Here is a 22,723-nt window from a genome sequence, read left to right on the forward strand (position 1 = left end):
TCCTAACTGTCCCAATAGAAATCTGCTAGCAATAACGCGATGTATTGCCATAGAAGAAGACTAAAACAGATATTCAGATAGTTCTATGACCGTAGAGCAATAGCTGAAGTTCCCTCATGGGTAGTTATATTGTCCAATCGCCCCTAGATGCCCTATCGCAACAACAGTAGCAAATTACGCTGTATCAAAAATCATCTCAAACTCGATCGCGATCGAGGATCGGCTGATAGCAGTTTTCAATTGGGTAAAATACACGCTCTCTCTGGGGCGCACAGAGAAAGCGCCCCTACAAATGTCACGCACGCAATCGAGAATTGCTACAAAATTAATTTTCCTACTGGCAACCCCGACTACAAGCTAGTACACGACGAGGTCGTGGCGATCGATACTGAGAAAATGACTGTCACCTTCAACTTGGTCAACGGTTTCAGTTTCGGTCGTCCAGTTTGGTACGTTTCAATGGATTCCAGCGATCCAACGGTGGCTGCGATCGAAGGTGTAACTTCTGCTCCAGTATTACAGAAGATAAAAGTAGGTGGCGACGATAGTTTTAGTAGTGCTGTCGAGCGGATTTTTATTGCCATAAATGGACTGTCGCAAAATGGTTGTAAAAATCCACAACACCAAAGGCTGTATGCAGCTTTAACTGATGGCTATCGCCCCAACAATGTTTTGGGTGGTATCCCGACGATCGCGAATGACTATAGCCCACTTTGGGATATCAACCTTTACGAGTGGACGCAGGATGCAGTAAATAATGGCGATCGCACCCAGCTACGCGAAGAATTTCACATCTTAGGTCTAGTTGAATCTAGTTTCCTCACTGGTCCTAATGGTTTCGAGTTTGGCTCGACAGGCATCATCAACAACTGCCCGATCGTATTTCGCCTATTGTAATTTCTCGACGCACGAACTCAAAGCCGAATTAAGAGCTAATTCTTACGTTTTTCTCAGGAAAAACTCATAAATTCATCAGTCGTAACTTAGGTAAGCGATAGATGCTGAAATTATCGAATTTTTGTTTATTCTCAAATTCTTAGGAGTGAATCAAGTGAAACTTACGTCTGTTTTAGCGGGCTTTGCTTTAGTCGGGTTAGTGACGGTTACAGATGTACCACTGAGAGCGATCGATCCTCAGTCAGGTCAAGCGTCTGCCCAAGAGATGCAAATGAAAGGTCCAACTGATATACCGATCCAAAAGAAAATTGAATTGATAACCGCGCACAAAGGTCAGCTAGGTGGTGGTGACGAACTGCGGCGCTATTTCTTTGGCGATCTGCTGCCAGTAGCGGTGCAGCCTGGTGGTGCGGGTATGGTCGTACTGCTGTATAACAAAGCTAACGATTATACATTTGCTTACTGTGCTACCTACGATGTGGTCGTGGCATTGAGAAAAGGCAGAGTGACGAAGTTTGAGCCGAGTGAAGTGAAGTAATAGTCAAGTCATTCTAGTCGCGATCGCATGAGGAAAAGCTTTGTTACAGATTGGGATATGCCGATTATTACTTTTTAAAGTTAAGCCACAGATTTATCTATGGCTAGCTATTTCTATTTTTGGTGCAGCTAACTCAGTCACGCGCAAGCTGACCGAAATTGGTGCGAGACATTTTCAGAACGATCGCAATCCCATTTCTCTGTGCAATGTTTTATTTGTTGGCAATCTCTGCGCTTTGTTGGTACTGCTAATTATTTATCGACGGCAAATCCAACCAGCTATGTTAAAGCGACTTTCTCGACGAGAGTGGTTGGGATTGATAGTCGTATCAACTTTAGCAGGAGCGATCGCGCCGAGTTTAATTTTTCAGGCACTAGCTGTTACTAATGTCAATACTGTAGTGTTTTTGGGAAGATTAGAGCCACCCTTAACTTTGCTATTGTCTGTCTGGCTATTGTCTGAAAGAGTTAATTTTTGGGAAATTTTGGGTGCATCTATTGCCTTTACGGGAGTAATTTCGATTATTTTTTTGTTTCCAATTCTACAAGGAGTAAATAATATAAGCTTAATGCTAGGCATGGGTGAAATTTTCACTATTGCTGCTGCCGTAGCTTTAGCAACAGCCACAATTCTTGGTAAGCTAACCCTCTCTCGGGTTTCTTTAGGAATTTACAGCATTTTTCGCACCGCTTGGGGAACAGTTATTTTCTTTTTCGCTGCTTTACTACTCTACGGCAGAGGACATTTTATGGATGTATTTTCTCCTTTCTTGTGGGAATGGATGTTAGTTTATGGTTCTATTATTGTCGTACTCGGTCAGACTTTCTGGATTACTGGTTTAAGAGCTACCTCTATATCTGAAGCTTCTTTAGTCAGCTCTTTTACTCCCATTGCAGGGATTCTCGCAGCTTATTTCATTTTAGGAGAAGTTCCAACACTGGCGCAGTATATGGGTGGCAGTGTCATAGTTATGGGAGTTTTTCTAAGTCAAATCGGCATCCGGCAAAAAGCATCAATTCGTGCTGCTACACGGAACGCTTCGATTCAAAAACAGCAAGAAATCGAAAGTAATATGGGATTTAAAGGGATATAAGTCAATGCTGGCTGAGAACGTCGAATTCTTGAAGCGATCGCACAACTGAGGGGGTGGTAACTAGCAACCATCTGCGTACTTCTGATTTAGAGAAGGTTGTTGTAAATTTAACTCATTGCCTGTTGCCACCAGCATCCAGATAAATTGAAATTTACGTAATTTAGTGGACTAGCAGATTAAACCCATTATTGTTGCAGAGGTTTTGTATGGTAGACTTACTCGATGCTTGGAGACTTTTGCATCCCGCGATCGCCGTTACTTTCATCTTCCCTTTGATTGGGATCGTGGCTAACTTCGCATGGCAGACACGCCAGCGCCGATTGCAAGCTAAAGGGGGTGAGAAAAGTAAAATTCCCCCGACAGTTGGCGTGGAACATAATAAATTTGGCAAGTGGTTGGCTGGAGGCGTAGTAGGATTAGCACTTGTAGGGCTTGCCCGTCCCATTTTTTACCACATTGCAACTAACCAAGTCTGGAGTAAAAACCCTTTTCAAGTTATCTTTATCACCTTGATGTTTGGTGCAACCATCGCCTCTTTGGTGTTGCTTTATCAAGCCAAACAAAAACTTTGGCGGGGAGTGTTTGCCACTTTGACAGGAATGGGTTTAGTGATTCTGGGTTTCCAAGAAGGTGTCTTCCGTCGTGATAACGAATGGTTTGTATCTCATTTCTATATCGGATTGACGGCAGCAATGCTGATGATTTTTTCCTTAGCGATTATGCAAGATATCTATCAGGATCGCTCCCATCGCTGGCGGATCGTCCATGCTATTTTAAATTCGATCGCCCTATTACTCTTTGTCGGACAGGGAATGACTGGGGTGCGGGACTTACTAGAAATTCCTTTACACTGGCAGGAACCATTCATCTACAAGTGTGATTTTAATCAAAAGACTTGTCCTACCCCAACTTCTATGACTGGTGAGTGGCGCACTGCAAAAGAGTAGAGAATAGATTGACGTTTTATTCAGTTGTATCGCGATCGAGAGCGTGTTGCCTGAGTTCGCTCAGAGAAACGTATTCTAGTGCCGATGCGTGAGTTGACTGTAAAATTATGGGCGGTGCGACACCAGCATCTAGAGCTTCTTTCCAACGAGAAGCGCACAAGCACCAGCGATCGCCTGGTTTTAAGCCAGGAAAGTTAAACTCAGGTACGGGTGTGCTGAGATCGTTTCCCCGCGACTTGGTAAAATTCAAGAAATCTGCCGTTAGTTCTGCGCAAACGACATGCGCTCCATAATCGCCTGCACCAGTATTACATTTACCGTCGCGGTAATACCCAGTCATAGGAGCGCTGCAACAAGTTTTCAGTTCGCTACCGAGAACATTTCTAGCCTGTGCCACGATCGTCATCTCTCCAAGAGTCTCTCTTTATTTGCTTTATAAAGATCTCCTATTTTAAGACAAATGCTCGATCGCTAGCTCTTTTCAGAATCTACACGCACGCAACAACTTCTTGATAACTACCCGATTTAACGACTCGACCTTTTTCAATCGAGTAGACGCGATCGCAATGTTCGAGAGTAGAAAGACGGTGAGCTATGATAATCATGGTTTTAGTCCCGCTGAGAGAGCGAATAGCCTCGCTGACAAGACTTTCAGTTTCGTTATCCAGTGCAGCAGTCGCTTCATCTAGCACCAAAATCTCCCGTTCGTGATAGAGGACGCGAGCAATTCCGATTCGCTGGCGTTGTCCTCCCGAGAGGCGTACTCCCCGTTCGCCAACAACTGTATTGATTCCATCGGGAAGTTGCTCGATCAATTCCTCTAACTGAGCCGACTGAATGGCTTTCTCTAATCTTGGCTTGTCAATCAGATCGTCTGGAACACCAAAAGTAATATTTTTCTCAATTGTGTCGTCTATCAGAAAAATAGATTGCGGAATGTAGCCAATTAAATTTTGCCAGGAGCGCAGATCGTTGTAAATTGTTTTACCATCAACTCTAATATTTCCTGTTTCCGGTGCTAAAAGTCCCAAGATGACATCAATTAATGTTGTCTTACCTGCTCCAGATTTACCAATTATCCCAATAGACTGACCTTTCTTGATGTGTAAAGAAATTTCTTTGAGATTGGTTTCTGTGGCGCTAGGATAGCGATAAGTAATTTTGTCTAAAATAATTTCTTGCTCGAATGGCAGACAGCATTTGCTATAGCTTTTTGAATCAAATAACTTACGTAAGCTTCGCTCGTCTAGTATTTTTTGACCCCGCTCGACTTCTAGATTTTCTATTTCTTTTAAATCGTAATAAACTTTATCAACTGAATAAGTACTATTTCTCATGATGCCAAAAGCATAGATTGTATTACTTACTGATGGCAGCAGGCGAATTGAAGCCATTGCAAACACACCCAAAACAGAAGTTAAGTTTTCTGCATTCTGATTGGACAGTAAAAATATAATTGTAAATCCAACTAAAAAAGTTACTAGAATAGCTTCTAGTAAGATGCGCGGTAAAATTGAGAATGCTTGAAAGGAGCTAAGTGCAAAAGCAAATTTATCAATCTGGGCTTTCATTTGATTCTCAAAATAAGATTCACAGCCAATAATGCGTGTCTCTTTTAGTCCTCCTAGTCCATGATTGATAATCCGAATCATTTCTGTATTAGATTCCGAAGCTTCTTGTCCCCATTGCGAAATTTTATATCTAAAAAAGTAAATTAACCCAAAGGCTGGTAAAAGAATTGCTGCTACGCTTAGTGTTGCTATTAAGTTCGTTTTTGATAGCAAAAAAATCAAAGCCAATATCACAGTGATATTGGCTAAAGATGTAAGGAAAGGCAGCATAAAATGAGTGCAGAATTTATCGGTTTCGTTGATAACATTCTGAATTAATAAGGCTGAATTGCGATTCAAATGAAAAGTGTAGGGTGCTGCTAAATAGGAGTGGAGTAACTTGGCTGAGAGTTCACCTTGCTGCTTGAAGGAAAATTTGAACACATATTTCTGACCGTAAAAGCTTAGGACAGACTTGAAGTATAAAATTCCGATAGTTGCTGCACTCAGTAAATATAAAAATTGTTTGTCGTTTTGAAATCCAGACTGAGTATAAAACCAATGCAGCCAGGAATTTTGATAGATTGCCTGCGGATTACTTGCCAAGGCAATAAATGGTCCAACTAGTCCAATTCCTATTGCTTCCATCAGAGAAGTCAAGAGAAAGAAGAATATTAGGAAAAATAGTTGTCTTCTCTTGCCTGCAAGGATATAAAAAAACTTAGATAAGTAGCCGATCATGTAGAGATAAGTTAGCTATAGTCAGCCACAATCGTAGTTTAAGTAAGTTAAAAAGGCTACTCAACAATTTGTAATTTTACTCAATCTTTAAATTTTGTTTGGTTTATGTAAAAACAAATATATCAAAATAGTGAGTTTACGTAAAAATGCTTAAATATGCCGAAAAGTCACTTTACTGTTATACTGAGATTTTAGGCGATCGCTACTTAGACTCCACAGGGGTTCGTGGGATAAGATATGAGAGATGCGATCGCTTGATAGTTGAGCAATTGCTGTTTCTACCGCTTGTAACTACGGTTGTGGCAAATCTGTCATGCGGGTAGCGGAAGAAAAAGCAGACCGCAGAGAGAGGAAATAAAACAGAGAATCCGATAAGTTTAGAGCTTTGTGCTTAAATTTTTCCTCAAATTCACTATGGCTTTCGATTATGACTTGTTTATCATTGGCGCTGGTCCTGGGGGAGTAGCCGCTGCAAGACAAGCTAAAACTTACGATGTCCGCGTTGGAATTGCCGAACGAGAGGCAGTTGGTGGTACTTGTGTCAATCGTGGTTGTATCCCTAAAAAGTTTATCGTCTACGCTGCTGATTTTGCCTTACACGATCGCGCAGCTGCAAGTTACGGCTGGAGTAAATGCGATCGTCAGTTTGACTGGTCGTATTTTATCGCCTCCGTCCATCAACAGCTCGAACAGCGCCGCCAGTCTTTTTTAAACAAGTTTCAACAGGCAGGAATTGATGTCATTCGAGGTCAAGCAACTTTTATCGATCCACACACCGTAAAAATCGACGGACGCAAAGTCACGGCTGACAAAATTATCGTTGCCGTGGGTGGCAAATCCATTAAACCATCAAAAATTCCAGGGATCGAATATGCAATTACATCCCGTCAAATGTTTGAACTTCCTCAACTACCACAACGTTTAGCAATTGTTGGTGGCGGATATATTGGCGTGGAGTTCTCTAGCATGATGAATGCCTTCGGCGTTGAAGTGACATTAATGGATCGCGATCAAACAATTTTATCGGGATTTGATGACGATGTTCGTACTGCCGTACAGCAGGGATTGAGTCAAAGAGGAATTCAATTTCTCGGCAACACAACGGCAAAAGAAATCAAACAAGATGCTACAGGATTGCAGGTTGTTTTAGAAGGCAACGATCCTCAGATCGTCACAGCCGACACCGTACTCTTTGCCACAGGCAGAAGCCCCAACACTGAAAATCTAGGTTTAGAAAATGCTGGGGTAGAATTGGATGAAAAAGGCGCGATCGCGGTTGATGCTTATAGTCGCACGAACCAAGCGCATATCTTTGCTGTAGGTGATTGTACCAATCGCAAGCAATTGACTCCAGTTGCCCGAACAGAAGGTCGGGCAGTAGCGCGAACAATTTTTGACCAGCAATCGCCACAAATTGATTACACTCTCGTTCCTACCGCTGTCGTTGCCCGTCCTGAAGCTGCTGCTGTAGGATTGACAGAAGCGCAAGCACGGGAAAAATTCGGCGATGCCGTGCAATGCTACCGCACCCAATTTGAACCCCTGTTTTACAGCATGACAGATCGCTCCGAGCAAGCGATGATGAAATTAGTAGTAGATCGGCGCAGCGATCGCGTGTTAGGCGCTCATATGGTAGGCGAAAATGCTGCTGAGATTATTCAAAGTCTGGCAGTTGCGATCCAAAAAGGCATTGCTAAACAAGATATTGACGCAAACCTTGGCATCCATCCAACCACCGGAGAGGAATTCTTCTTGTTAGATTAAATTTAAACCCGTACAGTACGCCTGTTAAATCCCCTCCTATTCCAACATATCTCACCACAAACTTGAAGATCGCGACCAAATCAGTTGATAGGTGATAGATAATTTTTCTACCAACTGCCAACTACCAACTACCAACTACCATAGGAACATATTGACTCATGACATTCGACTACGATTTATTTGTTATTGGCGCTGGATCTGGAGGGCTAGCAGCTTCTAAACGGGCAGCTAGCTACGGTGCAAAAGTAGCGATCGCAGAAGAAAGTCTCGTTGGTGGTACTTGTGTCGTCCGAGGCTGTATTCCGAAAAAACTCATGGTTTACGGTTCTCGCTTTCCGGCTTTGTTTCACGATGCTGCGGGTTATGGCTGGCACGTTGGCGAGACGAGTTTAGATTGGCAACACTTCATCACTGTTATTGATAACGAAGTGAACCGTCTTTCTCAGTTGCATATCAACTTTTTAGCAAAAGCTGGAGTCGAGTTAATTCCCAGTCGCGCCGCTTTGATAGATCCCCACACGATCGAAGTAGATGGGCGCAAAGTCACGGCTGAAAAAATCTTAATTGCCGTTGGCGGTCGTCCGATTAAACCAGACATTCCGGGTATGGAACATGTCATTACCTCGAATGAAATGTTTCACCTGCCCGAAAAACCCAAACACATAGCGATTATTGGAGCTGGTTACATTGGGGTGGAATTTGCCTGTATTATGCGCGGTCTGGGTTGCGAAGTTACCCAAATTATTCGCAAAGATTTGATTTTACGAGGATTCGATCGCGACATCCGTAATGAAATTCAGCAAGGCATGATTCATCACGGAATTCAAGTCATCACTGATAATGTTGTCAAGGCGATCGATCGCGTCCCCAAAGGATTAAAGCTAACACTCTCTGACCAAGATCGAGAACCAGTTGTTGCCGATGTGGTTTTAGCTGCAACTGGTCGTACTCCTTATGTTGAAGGACTTGGCTTAGAAAATGCAGGTATAGATTTAGTTCCCAGTTCCCTAGAAGGTCCAGGCTACAGTACCACTAAGGCGATCGCGGTGAACGAATTTAGTCAAACTTCACAGCCACACATCTTTGCTGTCGGTGATTGTACCGACCGGATTAACCTCACTCCTGTCGCCATTGGTGAAGGTCGTGCTTTCGCGGATACAGAATTTGGTAATCTACGCCGCGCTTTTAACCATGAAATCGTCGCTTCAGCCGTATTTTCTACTCCCGAAGCCGCCACTGTCGGCATGACAGAAGATGACGCGATCGCCCAACTGAGTGAAGATGGAGTCAAAATCTATCGCGCCCGTTTTCGTCCCCTATTTCACAGCTTGACTGGTGCTGCTGATAAGACGCTGATGAAATTAGTTGTCGATGCTCAGACCGAACGAGTCTTGGGAGCGCATATGGTAGGAGAATACTCGGCGGAAATTATTCAAGGAGTGGCGATCGCCGTAACTATGGGCGCAACCAAAAAAGATTTCGATGCTACTGTTGGCATTCATCCTTCTACCGCTGAAGAATTCGTCACTATGCGTTGATGGTAAGACTACTCCCTGTTTCCGTCGAATTCATTTCTACTTTTATTCGTAGCTAGTCACATTACGGCTAGCTTGTTTTTTTTGCCATATTATTGTGGACAATCTGCGTAAGCCTGCCAAGCGCGATCGCAAATATCAATAATTTCACGGATATTTTCGACAACTACAGTTGTTATAAATGGCTTGTACTATTTTTAGATAAAAGTTTTAGCTCTTTTTATCTAGCAGCATTCATAGCAGTGAAGATGTAAATAACATCACAAGACTTGGCAAGGGTGGGAATCAAATCGAGAACAGCCAATTATGGAAATTACCGGACAATTATTAGAATTTTCCTTACTGAATATTTTTCATTTCATCGAGCAATTTCACCAAACGGGCTTGCTCTCGCTTCAGCCTGAACCAAGTGACGACTCTCAACTAGGAAAAAGCTGCTATCTCTGGTTTCAAGCAGGTGGTATTGTTGCAATAGTCGAGCAACTCGATAACCAGCACTTGCTCTCAATGATCGATAAGCGGGGCTGGATTGCACCAGAATTACTCAATATCTTGTCTGAGCCAAATGGCATAGAACATCCTCTGGGAGTTGAGTTGAAAACCAATGGACAGTTGAATGCCGAACAATTACAGGTTTTGTTTCACGCTCAAGTCATTCAGCCTGTCTGCGCTTTATTTAAATTATCGCGGGGTCATTTTAGCTTTAATTCGCAAGCGACTTTACCGAAAATCGAAATGACGGGTTTGAGCTTACCAGTAGCAGAGGCAACTTTATTAGGTTTGCGGGTATTGCGAGACTGGAAGCCATTTACGGCAAAACTGCCAACCCCATCTGACATTTTAAATAAGAATGTTGTTGCTAAGCCACGATTCCAACTCGATGCCCAAGAAAGGCAAGTATGGGAACTCGTTAATGGTAAAACTTCAATTGAAGCGATCGCCAAGCAGTTGCAACAACCATTAGAATCCATCCAACAAATCGCTTTTCGGATGAAGGTCGTTGGGTTATTAGGCTCTGTCTCTACCTCTCTCATGTCTGGGGAGACAACTGAAGAAATAGTGACTGAGAGCGGTGTAGGAGCGAATGGTGCTGCGGTAGCTAATCCTTCGCTAGTCAAGAATTTAGTCAACTTACTCAATACTAAAATTGTCTGATGCTGGTTCAACATGCATTTGTCAAGATGAATTTATTAACGTTAAAGCGTTAAATTTATGGGTAAGAAGATTCATGTTTTGTTAGTTATCTGCGAACAGCATATTAACTGTCAACTGTCAACCGCTTGAACAACAAATTGACACTTGAGCAGCAAATTCATTTATTTACATGGTTTTGCCTCTAGCCCTCAGTCAGCTAAGGCTGTCTATCTATGCGATCGCTTTGCCCAAATCGGTCTATCTTTATGCGTTCCCGATCTCAATCAGGGCGATTTTTCACATTTAACAATCACGCGGCAGTTACATCAAGTTGGTACTCTGTTACCACCACTTCCTACATCTGTCACAGTTGTTGGTTCTAGTTTAGGTGGGCTAACCGCAGCTTGGTTGGGGCAGAATTACCAACAAATTCAACGGTTAGTATTACTCGCACCTGCATTTGAATTTCTCACCCACTGGCTGCCGCGATTAGGCACGGCACAGCTTCAGCAATGGCAGACAGATAGGTATCTACAGACCTATCACTACGGCGAAAACTGCTTGCTACCCCTAGATTATGATTTCGTCCTCGATGCCGCCCAGTATCGAGAAACAGAACTATCCCGCCCTCTCCCCACTCTTATTCTTCACGGAATTCACGATGAAGTGATTCCAGTGCAATCCAGCCGTGATTTTGCGCGTCACCGCCCTTGGGTACAATTAATTGAGCTAGATAGCGACCACGCTTTAGCTAATGTCCTGCCTGAGATTTGGGATATAATTAAAGCTTTCTGTCAGTTATCAGGCAAGTAATGCTGCCATTCATCCGCTCAGACCTGGCTCGGTTCACAGCTTACAAACCCCATCCCAATAGTCCATCTGGAAAAGCTGTTGAGTCGTCAATTGCGCTCGATCGCTTAGATACAAATGAAAGTCCGTTCGATCTACCCCAGGAGTTGAAAGAAAAGCTTGCCTGGATGTATCAGCACGCACTAGAGAGCAACCGCTATCCTGATGGAGAACACGCTCAGCTCAAAAGCGCGATCGCCCAATATGTCAATGAGTCAGCGGTACTAGCTGATGCTGGTTTTACCAGCGCCAATATTTCTGTCGGTAATGGTTCGGACGAACTGATTCGTTCTTTGTTGATTGCAACTTGCTTGCAGGGAGAAGGAGCGATTTTAGTTGCCAATCCTACGTTTTCGATGTATGGAATTTTAGCTCAAACTTTGGGTATTCCTGCGATCGCTGTGGCGCGAAACCCCGACAACTTCGAGATCGATCTAACTGCGGCAAAATTGGCGATCGCGAACGAGCAAAATCCTCCCATCCGCGTTGTGTTTGTCGTCCATCCCAATTCACCTACAGCTAATGCTTTAACTACAGCGGAATTGGAGTGGTTGCGTAGTTTGCCACAGGAGATTTTAGTCGTCATTGACGAAGCTTATTTCGAGTTTAGTCAAACAACTGTTGCCAGCGAATTATTGCACCGCTCGAATTGGATTGTACTGCGGACATTTTCCAAAGCTTTTCGCTTGGCAGCACATCGGGTAGGCTATGCGATCGGGCATCCAGAATTAATTATGACTTTGGAAAAAATTCGTCTCCCTTATAATTTACCTACATATTCTCAAGCAGCAGCCGCGATTGCTCTTCAGTATCGTCACACCTTATTGACCGCAATTCCCCAAATTTTATCTGAAAGAAGCAAGCTAATGCAGGTTTTAACCGCTTGCCCTCAGTTCAAAGTCTATCCAAGTATGGCTAATTTTATTTTTATTCAGTTACAGCAGGATGCGATCGCCCTAGAAACCGATTCCCTTAACAAGTTACATCAACAGTTACAAGCTAGCGGTACGTTAGTCAGACAGATTAGCAACGGCTTGCGAATTACTATCGGCACACCAGAGGAAAATGCTCGTACTTTAGAGAGACTTTTATCAGTTCTGAGTGGCTGATGGAACCAGAATTGCTTCCTTGTCCCCCTTGTCCCCCTTGTCTCCCTTGTCTCCCTTGTCTCCCTTGTCTTGTCTTAACCCCTCAACTCCGCATCCTAAATTCGGCGGCGCTCAATGCTACTGGGTCGGCGTACCATAGCAACAGTTTGGGGCAGAATGCCAACTAGCAGGGCAAAAGCCTCGTCTGAAACACGATTTACAGTTTCCGTGTCAAAATACTGTTCAAATTGTTCGAGAATTTTTTGCACTCGTTGCTGGGGAACTGTCTTCTCGGTAATTTGCTTCATCAACCGAATCCACTGCCGTCGGATTAAGTAAGCTTTCTGACAGTCTTCATGGGATTCAGGCGTAACTAAAGAAAGATTCCCGACTGGTATTGCTGCTTGACAATCGCGATCGTAAAAACCCCCCACTGCGGCTCCAGGTCCGGCAAATTCTGCATGAAAGCGCTTGATCACGATCAAGCCATTTCTGCGGCGACTGTTGACCATCAGTACTTGCCCGTTGTGCAGCAGCTGTAGAATTTCTGAAGCATTCTGACTTTCGTTAATATGTGTCATGCTGCTAGAACCACAGGAATCGGTAATGCCGATACTGCTACAAGGGGTTTGGGCTAGTAGTAGAGCAGGTTGGTAATACGATTGGATTCTACTATCCATTTTTCCTACTCAAGATAAGTTTTCTGTGGGTTTGTAAGTATAAAGAGTAGCTAGGAGTCAAATCCAACTGCTTTGCCTTCCCTTCAATCTAAAACATGACGACAGAGCAAACAAAAACGCGATTTTTGTCTTTGGTTACCCATTTTGCTTCATATTCTATTTGATCTAGCAAAGGCTGATATAAAGTAACTATGAGGTAAGTTTAAAGCCTTAATAAAGATTAAATTCATAAATCTTATAGGCTGAGAAGAGGCTAATATCTATTTAAGCAATAATTAATACCGTATTGCTTGAATATTTTAACGTTTACTTAATTATTTGGCAGCAGTTACAATTTGTATCCTTTTTGCTAGCGGTGGGATCGATAGAGCGACCTGAAAGGGATAGACAGCTTTGCACCGCTCAAGGTCAGAGATCGTCATTCCAGTGTCAAGTTTTCGATCTAGCTGTCAGTACCAAAATCGCATTCAATTACTATTGCTGGATTTGAGGTGCTTGTGTAATAGCATCTGCCGAGGTTGTTTAAATAGCCAATGACTCCAACTTGTATCAATTTGTTCTAACTGATATCCCAATTTTAGATAGAGTTGTCGTGCTTGATGATTATTTTCTAAGACATGGAGAAATAGATCGTCAAAACCCCAAGATTTAGCAACTTGTTCGCAGCTAAGCAGTAATTTCCCGGCTATTCCTTGGCGGCGACGAGTTGTATGAACCGCTAGATTTGAAAGATAGGGATATTGATAGCCTTGGCGATAGGAAGTAAAGCTGCAAGTGGTTCCAAGCGGGATTGTACGTAATGCCAGTTCTACTGTTCCAGCTATACCCAACGTACTGTCATGGGAATACATACCTGTATTTTCGTTTTGTGCAGTTTTTTCCACTGCGACTAGACAGACGTGATGCGGGGCAGTAGCATGAATGCGATGGCGAATGTCTTCATAAATACCCACTCTCAACAACGGGTAAGTCCAACCAAAAAATCCTTCGCGAGAGTGAAAACTGTCTGCTAGAACTTCTGCCACACTTGACACATCTTCCAGTCTGGCAGGACGAACTTGCCAGTGGAAGTTGCGATCGCCTGGTTGCGATGTCGGCACTTGAAAATTAGATGGAGTCAAAGAGGAAGATTTTGAAACATATAAGCTGCCCACTGCCAAATATCCTAAACGATCGCTACAGCTAAGACCAGAATAGCTTATGGAAGACCGCTCGGAAATCAGAGGTCAGCACAAAAAGTCACGAGCGCTAGCCACTTCACCACTCCCTACTTCCCGATTGCTGAGTAACTGCGTGCAAACTCAATAAAATCTATGTTATTCTAATTGAGTTGTCCAGTAGCGACATCTTGTATCGTCAACGGCGTGCGGGCATAGTTTAGTGGTAAAACCATAGCCTTCCAAGCTATTGATGCGAGTTCGATTCTCGCTGCCCGCTTTTTGATTAAAACCCCTGAAATCGTTGAGCTTCAGGGGTTTTGCAGTTTCATGCTATGCGAGAAAATAGTACAAAAGTTCTAATTTCGTGTTAAAAATTGGGGTAAAGTTGGGGTAAATTATTGGCGTTGATACGCCAGCAACACGCTTGCTAGTGCAGATGAGAGCAAATCAAATCGTTCGTGGAGTATAAAAGCCCACAATGCTCGGAAAATACAATGCTCTTTGCTTACGGACAATTTACAACGTATCTATACAAACTACCTACTCGCGATCTCAGCAAAGCTAGTGAGATTAGAGATTATGCGCTCAAAACATTTCCGATTGAGTCATGTAAGCGGTTTCTCGTTAGACTCAATGCCTGCTGTAAATGGGCGATGCAGTCGGGTTTGATTTCTGAAAATCCATTTATTGGGATGGCAAGTGAAATTAAACCACCAAAATCTCAGCAGAGTACGGAAGACGAAGACATTTACCCGTTCGCAGTGATAGAACGGGATACCATCATTGATGCGATCGCCAATAACACTTTCTGTAAAAAGCATTCAGCTTTTAAGCACAGTCATGACAAAACATATCTTGAGTTTTTGTTTCTGACTGGTTGCCGTCCCAGTGAAGCGATCGCACTTCAATGGAAACACGTTAGCAATGATTTTAGGTCTATCAGTTTCGAGCAGGCAATCATCGAGGCGACCAAGGTAGTCAATTGAAGTAAATTGACTTTACCCAATGCTTGAAAGCAGTTGATGTCAAAATTAGTATGGATGGCAGAGGAAGATGTCATGAGCATATATTTATTGAACGTTTATGGCGCTTGCTCAAGTATGAATTAATTTACTTGTTGGATTTTCGTGATGGAAAACATTTAAAATTTGAGGTCAAAAAATGATTTTATTGGTATAACGATCGAAGATTTTGTCAAGCATTAGATTATCAAACTCCTAATACTGTTTATTGGAAAAGTTTGAAATCTCTTGAACTTGTTTGATGGAGCGAGTGCTTACCATTGGGTTAGAGCTTAACTATCCCCTCAAATTGTCTAACCATTGGGAGCCACTTCACTGTTTTATGGGGTATTTCCTTTTTTTATTTTTCAACCTCTTGAGCTAGTTGTTAACGAGCCAGTATTGATAAATGTCAAATTGACTCCGAGCAAATGCTGTTTTTGACTGAAAACGGGAACGATGTAAATATCAAAGTAACTTGTACCTTTTGAAGTGTTCCACTCGATGTTTTTCAAAGTGACTCGACGACGATTCCGATAAAATGTTTGAAGCGAAGTCTGAGAACCCAGCAACTTTCCAGGTTCGAGTTCTTCAAAGGGACGATGCCAATCGTTTAAGGTTAATCCGAATAGGATATTTGCCTGGTTGTTGGAAGCGACTAGACAACCACGATTGTCTACTGCTAGTTGAGCCTCATGACTTGTTTCGTAAGCAGTTTGCCAAAATTGAATTTGGCTGGTCGTTGTATCAATGACTTGCTCTTTACTAGATTTGGGGTTAATTAATAGGTGGTCATTCAGTTCCAGATTTAGCCCTTTTGCATAAACGTGATGCTTTAAACTGATAGACGTAAAAATTTGTCTGTGGTTGACTAATGTTTCTGAATTACCCAGGAAGAGAAAACCAGTGTTTTTCAGCGCAAAGTGGAAGCGAACAAAGATCGATGCTTGTGTCTCTGGGGTGAAATAGATTAGTACATTACGACACGATAAGAGATCGATTTTGGACATCGGCGCATTTTTAGCCAGGTGGTGATGACCGAAGACGATCTGGCGGCGCATTTGTCGGTGAAACACATAACCATCAAGAGTTGGCTCAAAGTATTTCTCCAGCAGTTGGGGAGGAATTGATGTAACTTGTTTGGAGTCATAAGTGGCAAGACGCGCTTGTCCAATCGCAGCTTCATCCACGTCTGTGGCATAAAATTGGACTCGCTGCAAACAAGCTTCGATCCCTAAAGCTTCGGCAAACAACATCAGTAGGCTATACACTTCCTGTCCAGCAGCACAACCCGCACTCCAAACTCGAATTGGTTCATCAGGCTGAACGCTGGCGATGATTTTGGGGATGATGTTGCTTGCTAAGTAGTCCCAAGCGTCGCGATCGCGAAAGAAACTAGTGACATTAATCAGAACGGTATCTAACAGCGCCCTCCACTCAGAGTCGTGGCTTTGCAAATACTGTAAGTAGTCTTGATAGCTACCAATGTTGATGCTCTGCATTCGCTGCCGAAATCGTCGCACCAAACTAGAGCGTTTATAGCCCGTCAAGTCACAGCCGCGATTGTGCTTGAGGTAGTCTAATAAGGCTTCAAATTCTGGCTCGGCTGGGAGCAGATTCATCGAAAGGTTTGAGATTTATCCTCCAACTTCAGCTTATAACAAAGAATTTATCACTCTTGTAAAATCGGTAGCTTGACGGTAAAGGTTGCGCCAAGCCCCGCTCCAGAACTTTCGGCATGGATCGTGCCATTGTGGAGTTCGACTAGGTGACGAGCGATCGCTAACCCCAGTCCCAATCCCTTAGCTGAATCTGCTCCTTCGGCTTGACGGAAGCGATCGAACACATGGGGAAGAAAATCAGTAGCAATGCCAATACCCGTGTCTGTAATCCCGATCTCGGCTACTTTTGATTCCCAACTCTCCTTCACTACCAATTGAACAGTGATGCTGCCTGATTCTGGAGTGAATTTAATGGCATTAGTCAGGAGATTACAGATCGTTTGTTGCAGGCGATCGCGATCGCCCAAAACAGTAACACTCGGATTGCGGTCGGTTGGTTGCCACTGTAAATGAATGTCTTTGGCGATCGCAGCAGTCAAGACTGCTGCGATCGCGTTTTCAATTACCGATTGCAGTTCGACAGGCTGAAGACTCAAACGCACTTTACCTGCTGTAATGCGGGAAATATCCAGCAAGTCCTGAATCAGTTTGGCTTGCAGCGTGGCATTACGCTCGATCGTCTCTAGCGATTTCATTAACATAGATTGACTGGGTGGTGAGCCGCGCAACAACCGCGTCCAACCGAGAATGGCAACCAAGGGAGTATTCAGTTCGTGGGAAACGGTTGACAACAACTCATCTTTTCTACGGCTGGTGGTTCTTTCCTGGCGGAGTGCTTCTCCCCGTAGTTGCGCCATCTGGAGATGGGCATTCACGCGAGACACTAATTCAGCAGCAGAGAAGGGCTTGATCAGATAATCGTCCGCTCCCGCTTCCAACCCTTCTACGATCGATTCTTCTCCGGCACGGGCAGAAAGCAGAATGATGGGAATCTCTCTGGTTGGTGGGTCGGCACGCAATGCTTTTAGCAATGCAAAGCCGTCTAGTCCTGGCATCATCACATCGCTCAGCACCAGATTTGGCGCTCGTTCTTGAACCGCCGCCAGCGCCGTTGCTCCATCCGCAACTGCTTCGACTTGGACGTATTCGCTTAGTATTCTTGTCAGGTAATCGCGCATATCGGCATTGTCATCGACCAGGAGAATGCGAGCAGAAGGGAATGTAGCATCTGTCTGTAACCCCAGAGATTCCCCTAAATTCCCCTTGGCAAGGGGGACTTTCACTATATTTTCTCCCCGAAGATCGGGTGGCTGGGGGGGAGCTGAATCTGCTGGTAGCCAACGCTCTGCCTCTTCAACATAGGAGGCAGCACCGATCGCGGTTGATGCCTGAGTGCGTTGTGTTGTGTTACGTTCGCGAAGCGTCTCCGAAGGAGAATCGCCTACGACTCGACGTAGGCGATCGCCCTGTAGGTGAGCTGTGCCTAAAGGAATTGTGACGGTGAAGCAGGTTCCCTGTCCCACGACGCTGCTTACGTCTACGCTGCCAACATGCAGTCGAATCAGTTCATGCACTAGGGCTAGACCAATCCCAGACCCTTCATGTGTCCGTGCTTGCGCTCCTCGTACCTGGTAGAATCGCTCGAACAGATGGGGCAGTTCTTCCGGCGCAATTCCTGTACCTGTATCTTGTATTTGTAACCGGACGCGTTCGGCTCTGCCGTTGCGCTGCGCGCATTCGCCATCAGCTCGATGCAGTCTAACAGCGATTTCGCCTTCTAGGGTAAACTTTAAGGCGTTGGAGAGCAGGTTAAGGACAATTTTTTCCCACATCTCGCGATCGACATACACGGGTTCTGGCAACGGTGGGCAATCGACAATTAGCCGCAGCCCTGCTCGCTCGATCGCAGAACGGAATACGCTGGCTAGCTCCGTCGTGAACATTGCCAAATCGGTCGGTTCGTAGACTGCTTCCATGCGTCCAACTTCGATGCGCGAGAAGTCGAGCAGGGTATTGACCAATTTTAGGAGTCTATTCGCGTTTCGATGCGCCAGTTCCAGCCGTTCGCGGTGAGCGGAAGCAAGGGGGTGGGTGCGATCGCTCAACGCATCTTGCAGCGGAGCCAGCAGCAGCGTTAACGGCGTGCGGAATTCGTGCGATACATTGCTGAAGAAAGTTGTTTTGGCGCGATCGAGTTCTGCTAGGGTCTCCGCTTGTTGGCGTTCTTCTTCGCGAACAGCAGACTCACGAATCCGTTGCAGTTCCAATTCGCGCATCGCTGCTTCAGCGCGGGCGCGTTCCACTGCTGCCCAAGTGCGCTCAGCGGTTTCTTCTAACAATGCGATCTCGTCTGGAGTCCAAGGATGGGGTTCGTTGAAATACGCGACTAGGCACGCTACGAAGCGTCCTTTCTTGACAAGCGGGGCGAGAACCCACGCACGGGTCTGAGTCATCGCACATGCGGATTGCTGTTCGAGTGACAGGCTTTCGTCTGTCGTCACATCGTCTCGCCAAGTCGTGCGTCCGGTTCGAGCCTCCACGATCGCTGCTGGCTCGAAGTCCGTGAAGCGATAAGTGTGTCCGACAAAGGGCGGAGCGTCCGCGATTAAGTCCTCAGCAGTAGCAGACACTTCTTCTGTTTGATCAAATGCCTCGAAGTAGCAGACCCGAATCGCGCCGAGATGCTCGCGCAGGACACGACTAGCTGTCATCTGTATCTCTACAGAGTCGGAGAGCGATCGCAGCGCATCCGACAACTTGACCCGGAACGCATCCATTTCAGCAGCGCGGCGCAATTGTGCTTCTGTTCGCTTGCGATCGGTGATGTCGTTAAACACAACGGCAATTTGGCGACTGCCCTCACCCCCAACCCGCGAAAAGTAAATATCTATCCAGCGGTTTAAGCCTTCAGCGTAATCTTCAACGCGGGTGGCAACGCCTGTCTGGATAACTCTGTCGATCGCTTCCAACCAGAAGGATTCAAGGATGGGATTGAGTTCCACTGCCGTTTTGCCCACCGCGTTTTCCAATCCGCTCAATTGCTCGAACGCCGGATTGACTTCCAGATAACGCAAGTCAACGGGTTTCTCGTTCTCGTCATACATCACTTCGCACAGCGCGTAGCCTTCGTCGATCGACGTGAACAGCGATCGATATTTCACTTCCGATTCGCGCAAATCTTCTTCAGCACGGGCGCGTTCGAGGCGGGGGAACGTGCGGTTCGAGACTTCAACGATTAAAGCGATTTCATCTACCGTCCACTCGCGCACCTCGCGGCAGGTCACCGTCAGACAGCCTTGCCATTCGCCCCGCCAGTGATAAGGGACGACGATAACCGCAGCGACATCGATGGCGGCGGTGGCTTGCGCGTCAGTGCGCTCATCGTGTTGCGTGTCGCAGACGACCCAAGTTTCTCCGGCGCGCATCGTGCGGGTGGACTCTTCGGTCATATATTCGGCGAAGCGAAACGTTCCCAGGAGTTGCGGCACGTCCGCCGCGTTCCAGCTATATTTTATCGTTACCGATTCGTGCCGTTCGTCAACGTAGGAGAAATTGAAGCCGTCGAGCCGCAGATGCGTTGCTAGTCGCTCACCGGTGCTTTTCATAATGGCTTCTTCGGAAGCAAGGCGAGAAGAATCTTCGGCGATTTGGGCGAGAAGAGCGAGATTCGCTTCACGGCGTTTGCGATCGCTTACGTCCTGATAAACAGCAGCAACTCGCGTCTCGTTTGGCTCACCCACTTTGAAAACGTAGAAGTTATACCAAACATCAAGCGGTGCGGTGTAAAACTCGTGGCGTTCGCCAATGCCGGTTCGCGCAACTCTGCCAAAGGTTTCAAACCAATGCGATTCAAAGTTGGAGTTAATCTCCAGGGTTCGTCGGACGACGAGTTCGGTTCCCATCATTTTCACCGCCGCCGGATTTGCTTCTAAATAGAGGATGTCTATTGGCTGGTCATTCTCGTCAAAAATCACATCAACGAGAATGTAGCCCTCATCCATCGAATCAAAAAGCGTGCGGTATTTTTCTTCCGATTCGCGCAAGGCTGCTTCTCTTAGCTTGCGATCGCTGATATCACTGGCTGCTCCGAACCATTCAATAATCTCACCCTGCTGATTCAGCAACGGAATGGCACGCGAGAACGTCCAGCCGATCGTGCCGTCTTCTCGAAAAACGCGGTGTTCTAATTCAAAATTGCTTTTGGTTTGGATGGCTGATTCAATGGTAGCCCACACCTGCGGCTGTTCATCTTCGGGAATATATTCATCAAGCCAAGTGCGCTTCGGATCGGTGGTGCTGGCGATGAACTGCTTGCCATCGAGGTTGTGCATCACGCTCCAATCTGCGCTCATTCTATACACAATGTCCGAGCTGGCGTTGACGAATGCGCGGAAATGCGCTTCGCTCTCGCGCAGGGCGGCTTGGGCTTGTCGCTGCTCGAGCAAGTCAGCGGCTTGGCGGACGAGTAAATCGAGAAACCGTAGTTCGCGATCGCTCGGTCGATGGTGTTTGCACCAGTGAGTCGAAACCATGCCGATCGCTTTGCCCGAACGGGCAATCAGCGGGGTGGACTGTGCCGAGAGATACCCAGCCTCAACGTGCAGTCGCATCGAGCCATGCGGGTCTTCGCTCTCTGGCACATCGAAATCAACAAAGGTGCGATCGCCCGTTACCAATGCTCTACCACAGGATGTATTGGAACTGGCATCAACGCGATAGAAACGATCGGTCAGGTCGCGCTCAAAGCCTTGAGTTGCCAGCAGCAGCAGGTCTTGCGTCGCGACCTCCAGAATTTGGATCGATCCGGCATCTGCGCGGGTGAGGGCGATCGCCGTTGCCACAATCTCGTTGTAAATCACCTGAATGTCGCCTTCAGTGGTGAGTCGTGCGCTCAGGTCACGCAACAGTTGTGTATCTTTAAAGTCTGCCGCGATCGCTGCTTCGGCAATTTTGCGATCGCTAATGTCATAGGAAACAGCCAGCACCGCATAGACTTCACCGTTTACAGAACGAAGGGGTGTTCCGCGCGATATATACGAGCGATCGTGAGCGTTGTGTTCGTACTCAAACGACTCGCCAGCAAGAGCTTTACGGTACAATATCTCATAATTCGTCGTTAATTCGGGCGGCAGCACCTCGAAAATTGTTTGTCCGATGAAATCTTCGGGTTTAAATCCGGCTGCGGATAAAGCTTCTCCTTCGGCAAGCAGGTAGCGGAGATCGCGATCGACGACAAACGCAGCCCCACCGGGAAGATTCGAGATTAAAGCCCGTGCGCGATCTTCTGCCTGTCTGTGTTCCTCAACTTTTACCTCCAAAGCCGCGTTGACAGCTAGTAATTCCCTCGTTTGTTGCTGTTTCAAGAGTAGGGCTGCGGCGGTAAAGTCTGCCAAACTCGTCATCACCCGCACATCTTCTGCGTCAAAATGCCGTTGCTCGTCGTGCGACATAATCCAAATCGCGCCGATCGCATGGTCATCAGCAATCAAGGGCAAGAGTAAGGCTTCAACGATCGGGGTGTTCGCGTCTTGAAGATACGTGAAATACCGTTCAGGATGAGAAAAAAGCTGCGGTGTGCCGCGATCGACACAAACCCCACAAGGGCTAAAGTCGCGGGGAATCAAGCCATCGTGTGTGAATCTTCCAGCTAATTCACTCCAGCGAAAGACTTCTTCCCCGTCACTCGTTTCTAGCAAGCTCACGCCTGCTGTCCCCGCCTGACATAGCTCCAGGGCGATTTCTACCAAAGTTTGCAGCAGGCTTTCCGAATCGCGCACCATCTGTCGTGCCAGCGGTAGCATTGCCTGAGCTTCTGCCTGCCAATTAGGGGGACGGGGCGATCGCCGCGATATCTCCTCGGTAATTAAAATATCATCTAGCGTCACTGTCTCCGATCGCGATCGCTGCATTATCCTTACTGCTACAGTGTTGGGTGCTATGTTTCAATTCGGTAGAAATTACTAACGGCAGCTTGACGGTAAAACTTGCGCCGCGCCCTTCTCCATCGCTTGCTACTTCAATTATATCTCCGTACAGTTGGACGCTTGAAAATCAAAAGTAGTACAAACCAACTTCTACTACCTTTCCTTTAAACGTAACTGTCATAGCATTTAGCAAAAAGACTCCTTGCTTTCTCAATTTGTCTAATTGCTTTCTCATTTAGGTAAATCGCGCATTCATTTCT

General features: G+C 45.7%; 16 protein-coding genes and 1 tRNA gene. 11 read left to right on the forward strand and 6 right to left on the reverse strand.

The features are described 5' to 3' along the window. Nucleotides 1-147 precede the first annotated feature (147 nt). From CHRO_RS09905 to CHRO_RS09920, 4 genes are all read left to right on the forward strand, one after another. Nucleotides 148-897: a DUF7482 domain-containing protein gene (locus CHRO_RS09905; RefSeq protein ID WP_015154067.1), complete on the forward strand. Its 750-nt coding sequence runs from the start codon at nucleotides 148-150 to the stop codon at nucleotides 895-897. A 154-nt stretch (nucleotides 898-1,051) separates the two neighbouring features. Next, entirely contained in the window at nucleotides 1,052-1,435 is a 384-nt protein-coding gene (locus tag CHRO_RS09910; RefSeq protein ID WP_015154068.1) for a hypothetical protein, read from the forward strand. A gap of 40 nt (nucleotides 1,436-1,475) precedes the next feature. Continuing rightward, nucleotides 1,476-2,528: a DMT family transporter gene (locus CHRO_RS09915; RefSeq protein WP_015154069.1), complete on the forward strand. Its 1,053-nt coding sequence runs from the start codon at nucleotides 1,476-1,478 to the stop codon at nucleotides 2,526-2,528. 206 nt (nucleotides 2,529-2,734) lie between these two features. Beyond that, nucleotides 2,735-3,475: a DUF4079 domain-containing protein gene (locus CHRO_RS09920; RefSeq protein WP_015154070.1), complete on the forward strand. Its 741-nt coding sequence runs from the start codon at nucleotides 2,735-2,737 to the stop codon at nucleotides 3,473-3,475. A gap of 16 nt (nucleotides 3,476-3,491) precedes the next feature. Here the strand turns inward: CHRO_RS09920 and CHRO_RS09925 are convergent, their stop codons facing one another. After that, nucleotides 3,492-3,872, reverse strand: coding sequence for a DUF2237 family protein (locus tag CHRO_RS09925; RefSeq protein WP_041462987.1), 381 nt, complete (start codon nucleotides 3,870-3,872; stop codon nucleotides 3,492-3,494). A 91-nt stretch (nucleotides 3,873-3,963) separates the two neighbouring features. After that, the gene (locus CHRO_RS09930) at nucleotides 3,964-5,766 is read right to left on the reverse strand and encodes an ABC transporter ATP-binding protein (protein WP_015154072.1); all 1,803 of its coding nucleotides are present in this window, start codon (nucleotides 5,764-5,766) and stop codon (nucleotides 3,964-3,966) included. A gap of 414 nt (nucleotides 5,767-6,180) precedes the next feature. Here CHRO_RS09930 and gorA point away from each other — a divergent pair, with 414 nt between their 5' ends. From gorA to CHRO_RS09955, 5 genes are all read left to right on the forward strand, one after another. Next, on the forward strand, nucleotides 6,181-7,530 hold the full coding sequence (gene gorA / locus CHRO_RS09935; RefSeq protein WP_015154073.1) for a glutathione-disulfide reductase: 1,350 nt from the start codon (nucleotides 6,181-6,183) through the stop codon (nucleotides 7,528-7,530). Between the two features lie 158 nt (nucleotides 7,531-7,688). After that, nucleotides 7,689-9,068, forward strand: coding sequence for a glutathione-disulfide reductase (gor, locus tag CHRO_RS09940; protein ID WP_015154074.1), 1,380 nt, complete (start codon nucleotides 7,689-7,691; stop codon nucleotides 9,066-9,068). 303 nt (nucleotides 9,069-9,371) lie between these two features. Further along, nucleotides 9,372-10,220: a DUF4388 domain-containing protein gene (locus CHRO_RS09945; protein ID WP_015154075.1), complete on the forward strand. Its 849-nt coding sequence runs from the start codon at nucleotides 9,372-9,374 to the stop codon at nucleotides 10,218-10,220. A gap of 144 nt (nucleotides 10,221-10,364) precedes the next feature. Continuing rightward, on the forward strand, nucleotides 10,365-11,012 hold the full coding sequence (locus tag CHRO_RS09950; RefSeq protein ID WP_015154076.1) for a YqiA/YcfP family alpha/beta fold hydrolase: 648 nt from the start codon (nucleotides 10,365-10,367) through the stop codon (nucleotides 11,010-11,012). After that, nucleotides 11,012-12,157 carry a histidinol-phosphate transaminase gene (locus tag CHRO_RS09955; RefSeq protein WP_015154077.1) on the forward strand — a complete coding sequence of 382 codons (1,146 nt, stop codon included), beginning with the start codon at nucleotides 11,012-11,014 and terminating at the stop codon, nucleotides 12,155-12,157. Before CHRO_RS09950 ends, CHRO_RS09955 begins: the two co-directional genes overlap by 1 nt. Before the next feature lie 95 nt (nucleotides 12,158-12,252). On the opposite strand, the gene CHRO_RS09960 is transcribed toward CHRO_RS09955, so the two are convergent. Then, nucleotides 12,253-12,816, reverse strand: coding sequence for a hypothetical protein (locus CHRO_RS09960; RefSeq protein ID WP_015154078.1), 564 nt, complete (start codon nucleotides 12,814-12,816; stop codon nucleotides 12,253-12,255). A 467-nt stretch (nucleotides 12,817-13,283) separates the two neighbouring features. After that, on the reverse strand, nucleotides 13,284-13,916 hold the full coding sequence (locus tag CHRO_RS09965) for a GNAT family N-acetyltransferase (protein ID WP_106166430.1): 633 nt from the start codon (nucleotides 13,914-13,916) through the stop codon (nucleotides 13,284-13,286). Between the two features lie 266 nt (nucleotides 13,917-14,182). Here CHRO_RS09965 and CHRO_RS09970 point away from each other — a divergent pair. Both CHRO_RS09970 and CHRO_RS09975 read left to right on the forward strand, forming a co-directional pair. After that, nucleotides 14,183-14,253 (forward strand) — tRNA-Gly (locus CHRO_RS09970). 217 nt (nucleotides 14,254-14,470) lie between these two features. Next, nucleotides 14,471-14,962 (forward strand): hypothetical protein, encoded by a 492-nt coding sequence (locus tag CHRO_RS09975; RefSeq protein ID WP_051033204.1) that lies wholly within the window; start codon nucleotides 14,471-14,473, stop codon nucleotides 14,960-14,962. Between the two features lie 383 nt (nucleotides 14,963-15,345). Here the strand turns inward: CHRO_RS09975 and CHRO_RS09980 are convergent, their stop codons facing one another. Both CHRO_RS09980 and CHRO_RS33285 read right to left on the reverse strand, forming a co-directional pair. Further along, nucleotides 15,346-16,599 carry a CheR family methyltransferase gene (locus CHRO_RS09980; RefSeq protein ID WP_015154080.1) on the reverse strand — a complete coding sequence of 418 codons (1,254 nt, stop codon included), beginning with the start codon at nucleotides 16,597-16,599 and terminating at the stop codon, nucleotides 15,346-15,348. Nucleotides 16,600-16,649: 50 nt separating this feature from the next. Further along, nucleotides 16,650-22,448: an ATP-binding protein gene (locus CHRO_RS33285; RefSeq protein WP_015154081.1), complete on the reverse strand. Its 5,799-nt coding sequence runs from the start codon at nucleotides 22,446-22,448 to the stop codon at nucleotides 16,650-16,652. Nucleotides 22,449-22,723 lie beyond the last annotated feature (275 nt).

The sequence above is a fragment of the Chroococcidiopsis thermalis PCC 7203 genome (genome assembly GCF_000317125.1).
GTDB lineage: Bacteria > Cyanobacteriota > Cyanobacteriia > Cyanobacteriales > Chroococcidiopsidaceae > Chroococcidiopsis > Chroococcidiopsis thermalis.

What these genes read in the sequence shown, in the direction of transcription:
- CHRO_RS09905 (WP_015154067.1), top strand. Translation starts at nt 148, where the DNA reads ATGCCCTATCGCAACAACAGTAGCAAATTACGCTGTATCAAAAATCAT.
- CHRO_RS09920 (WP_015154070.1), top strand. Translation starts at nt 2,735, where the DNA reads ATGGTAGACTTACTCGATGCTTGGAGACTTTTGCATCCCGCGATCGCC.
- CHRO_RS09930 (WP_015154072.1), bottom strand. Translation starts at nt 5,766, where the DNA reads ATGATCGGCTACTTATCTAAGTTTTTTTATATCCTTGCAGGCAAGAGA.
- gorA (WP_015154073.1), top strand. Translation starts at nt 6,181, where the DNA reads ATGGCTTTCGATTATGACTTGTTTATCATTGGCGCTGGTCCTGGGGGA.
- gor (WP_015154074.1), top strand. Translation starts at nt 7,689, where the DNA reads ATGACATTCGACTACGATTTATTTGTTATTGGCGCTGGATCTGGAGGG.
- CHRO_RS09945 (WP_015154075.1), top strand. Translation starts at nt 9,372, where the DNA reads ATGGAAATTACCGGACAATTATTAGAATTTTCCTTACTGAATATTTTT.
- CHRO_RS09955 (WP_015154077.1), top strand. Translation starts at nt 11,012, where the DNA reads ATGCTGCCATTCATCCGCTCAGACCTGGCTCGGTTCACAGCTTACAAA.
- CHRO_RS09960 (WP_015154078.1), bottom strand. Translation starts at nt 12,816, where the DNA reads ATGGATAGTAGAATCCAATCGTATTACCAACCTGCTCTACTACTAGCC.
- CHRO_RS09975 (WP_051033204.1), top strand. Translation starts at nt 14,471, where the DNA reads ATGCTCTTTGCTTACGGACAATTTACAACGTATCTATACAAACTACCT.
- CHRO_RS09980 (WP_015154080.1), bottom strand. Translation starts at nt 16,599, where the DNA reads ATGAATCTGCTCCCAGCCGAGCCAGAATTTGAAGCCTTATTAGACTAC.
- CHRO_RS33285 (WP_015154081.1), bottom strand. Translation starts at nt 22,448, where the DNA reads ATGCAGCGATCGCGATCGGAGACAGTGACGCTAGATGATATTTTAATT.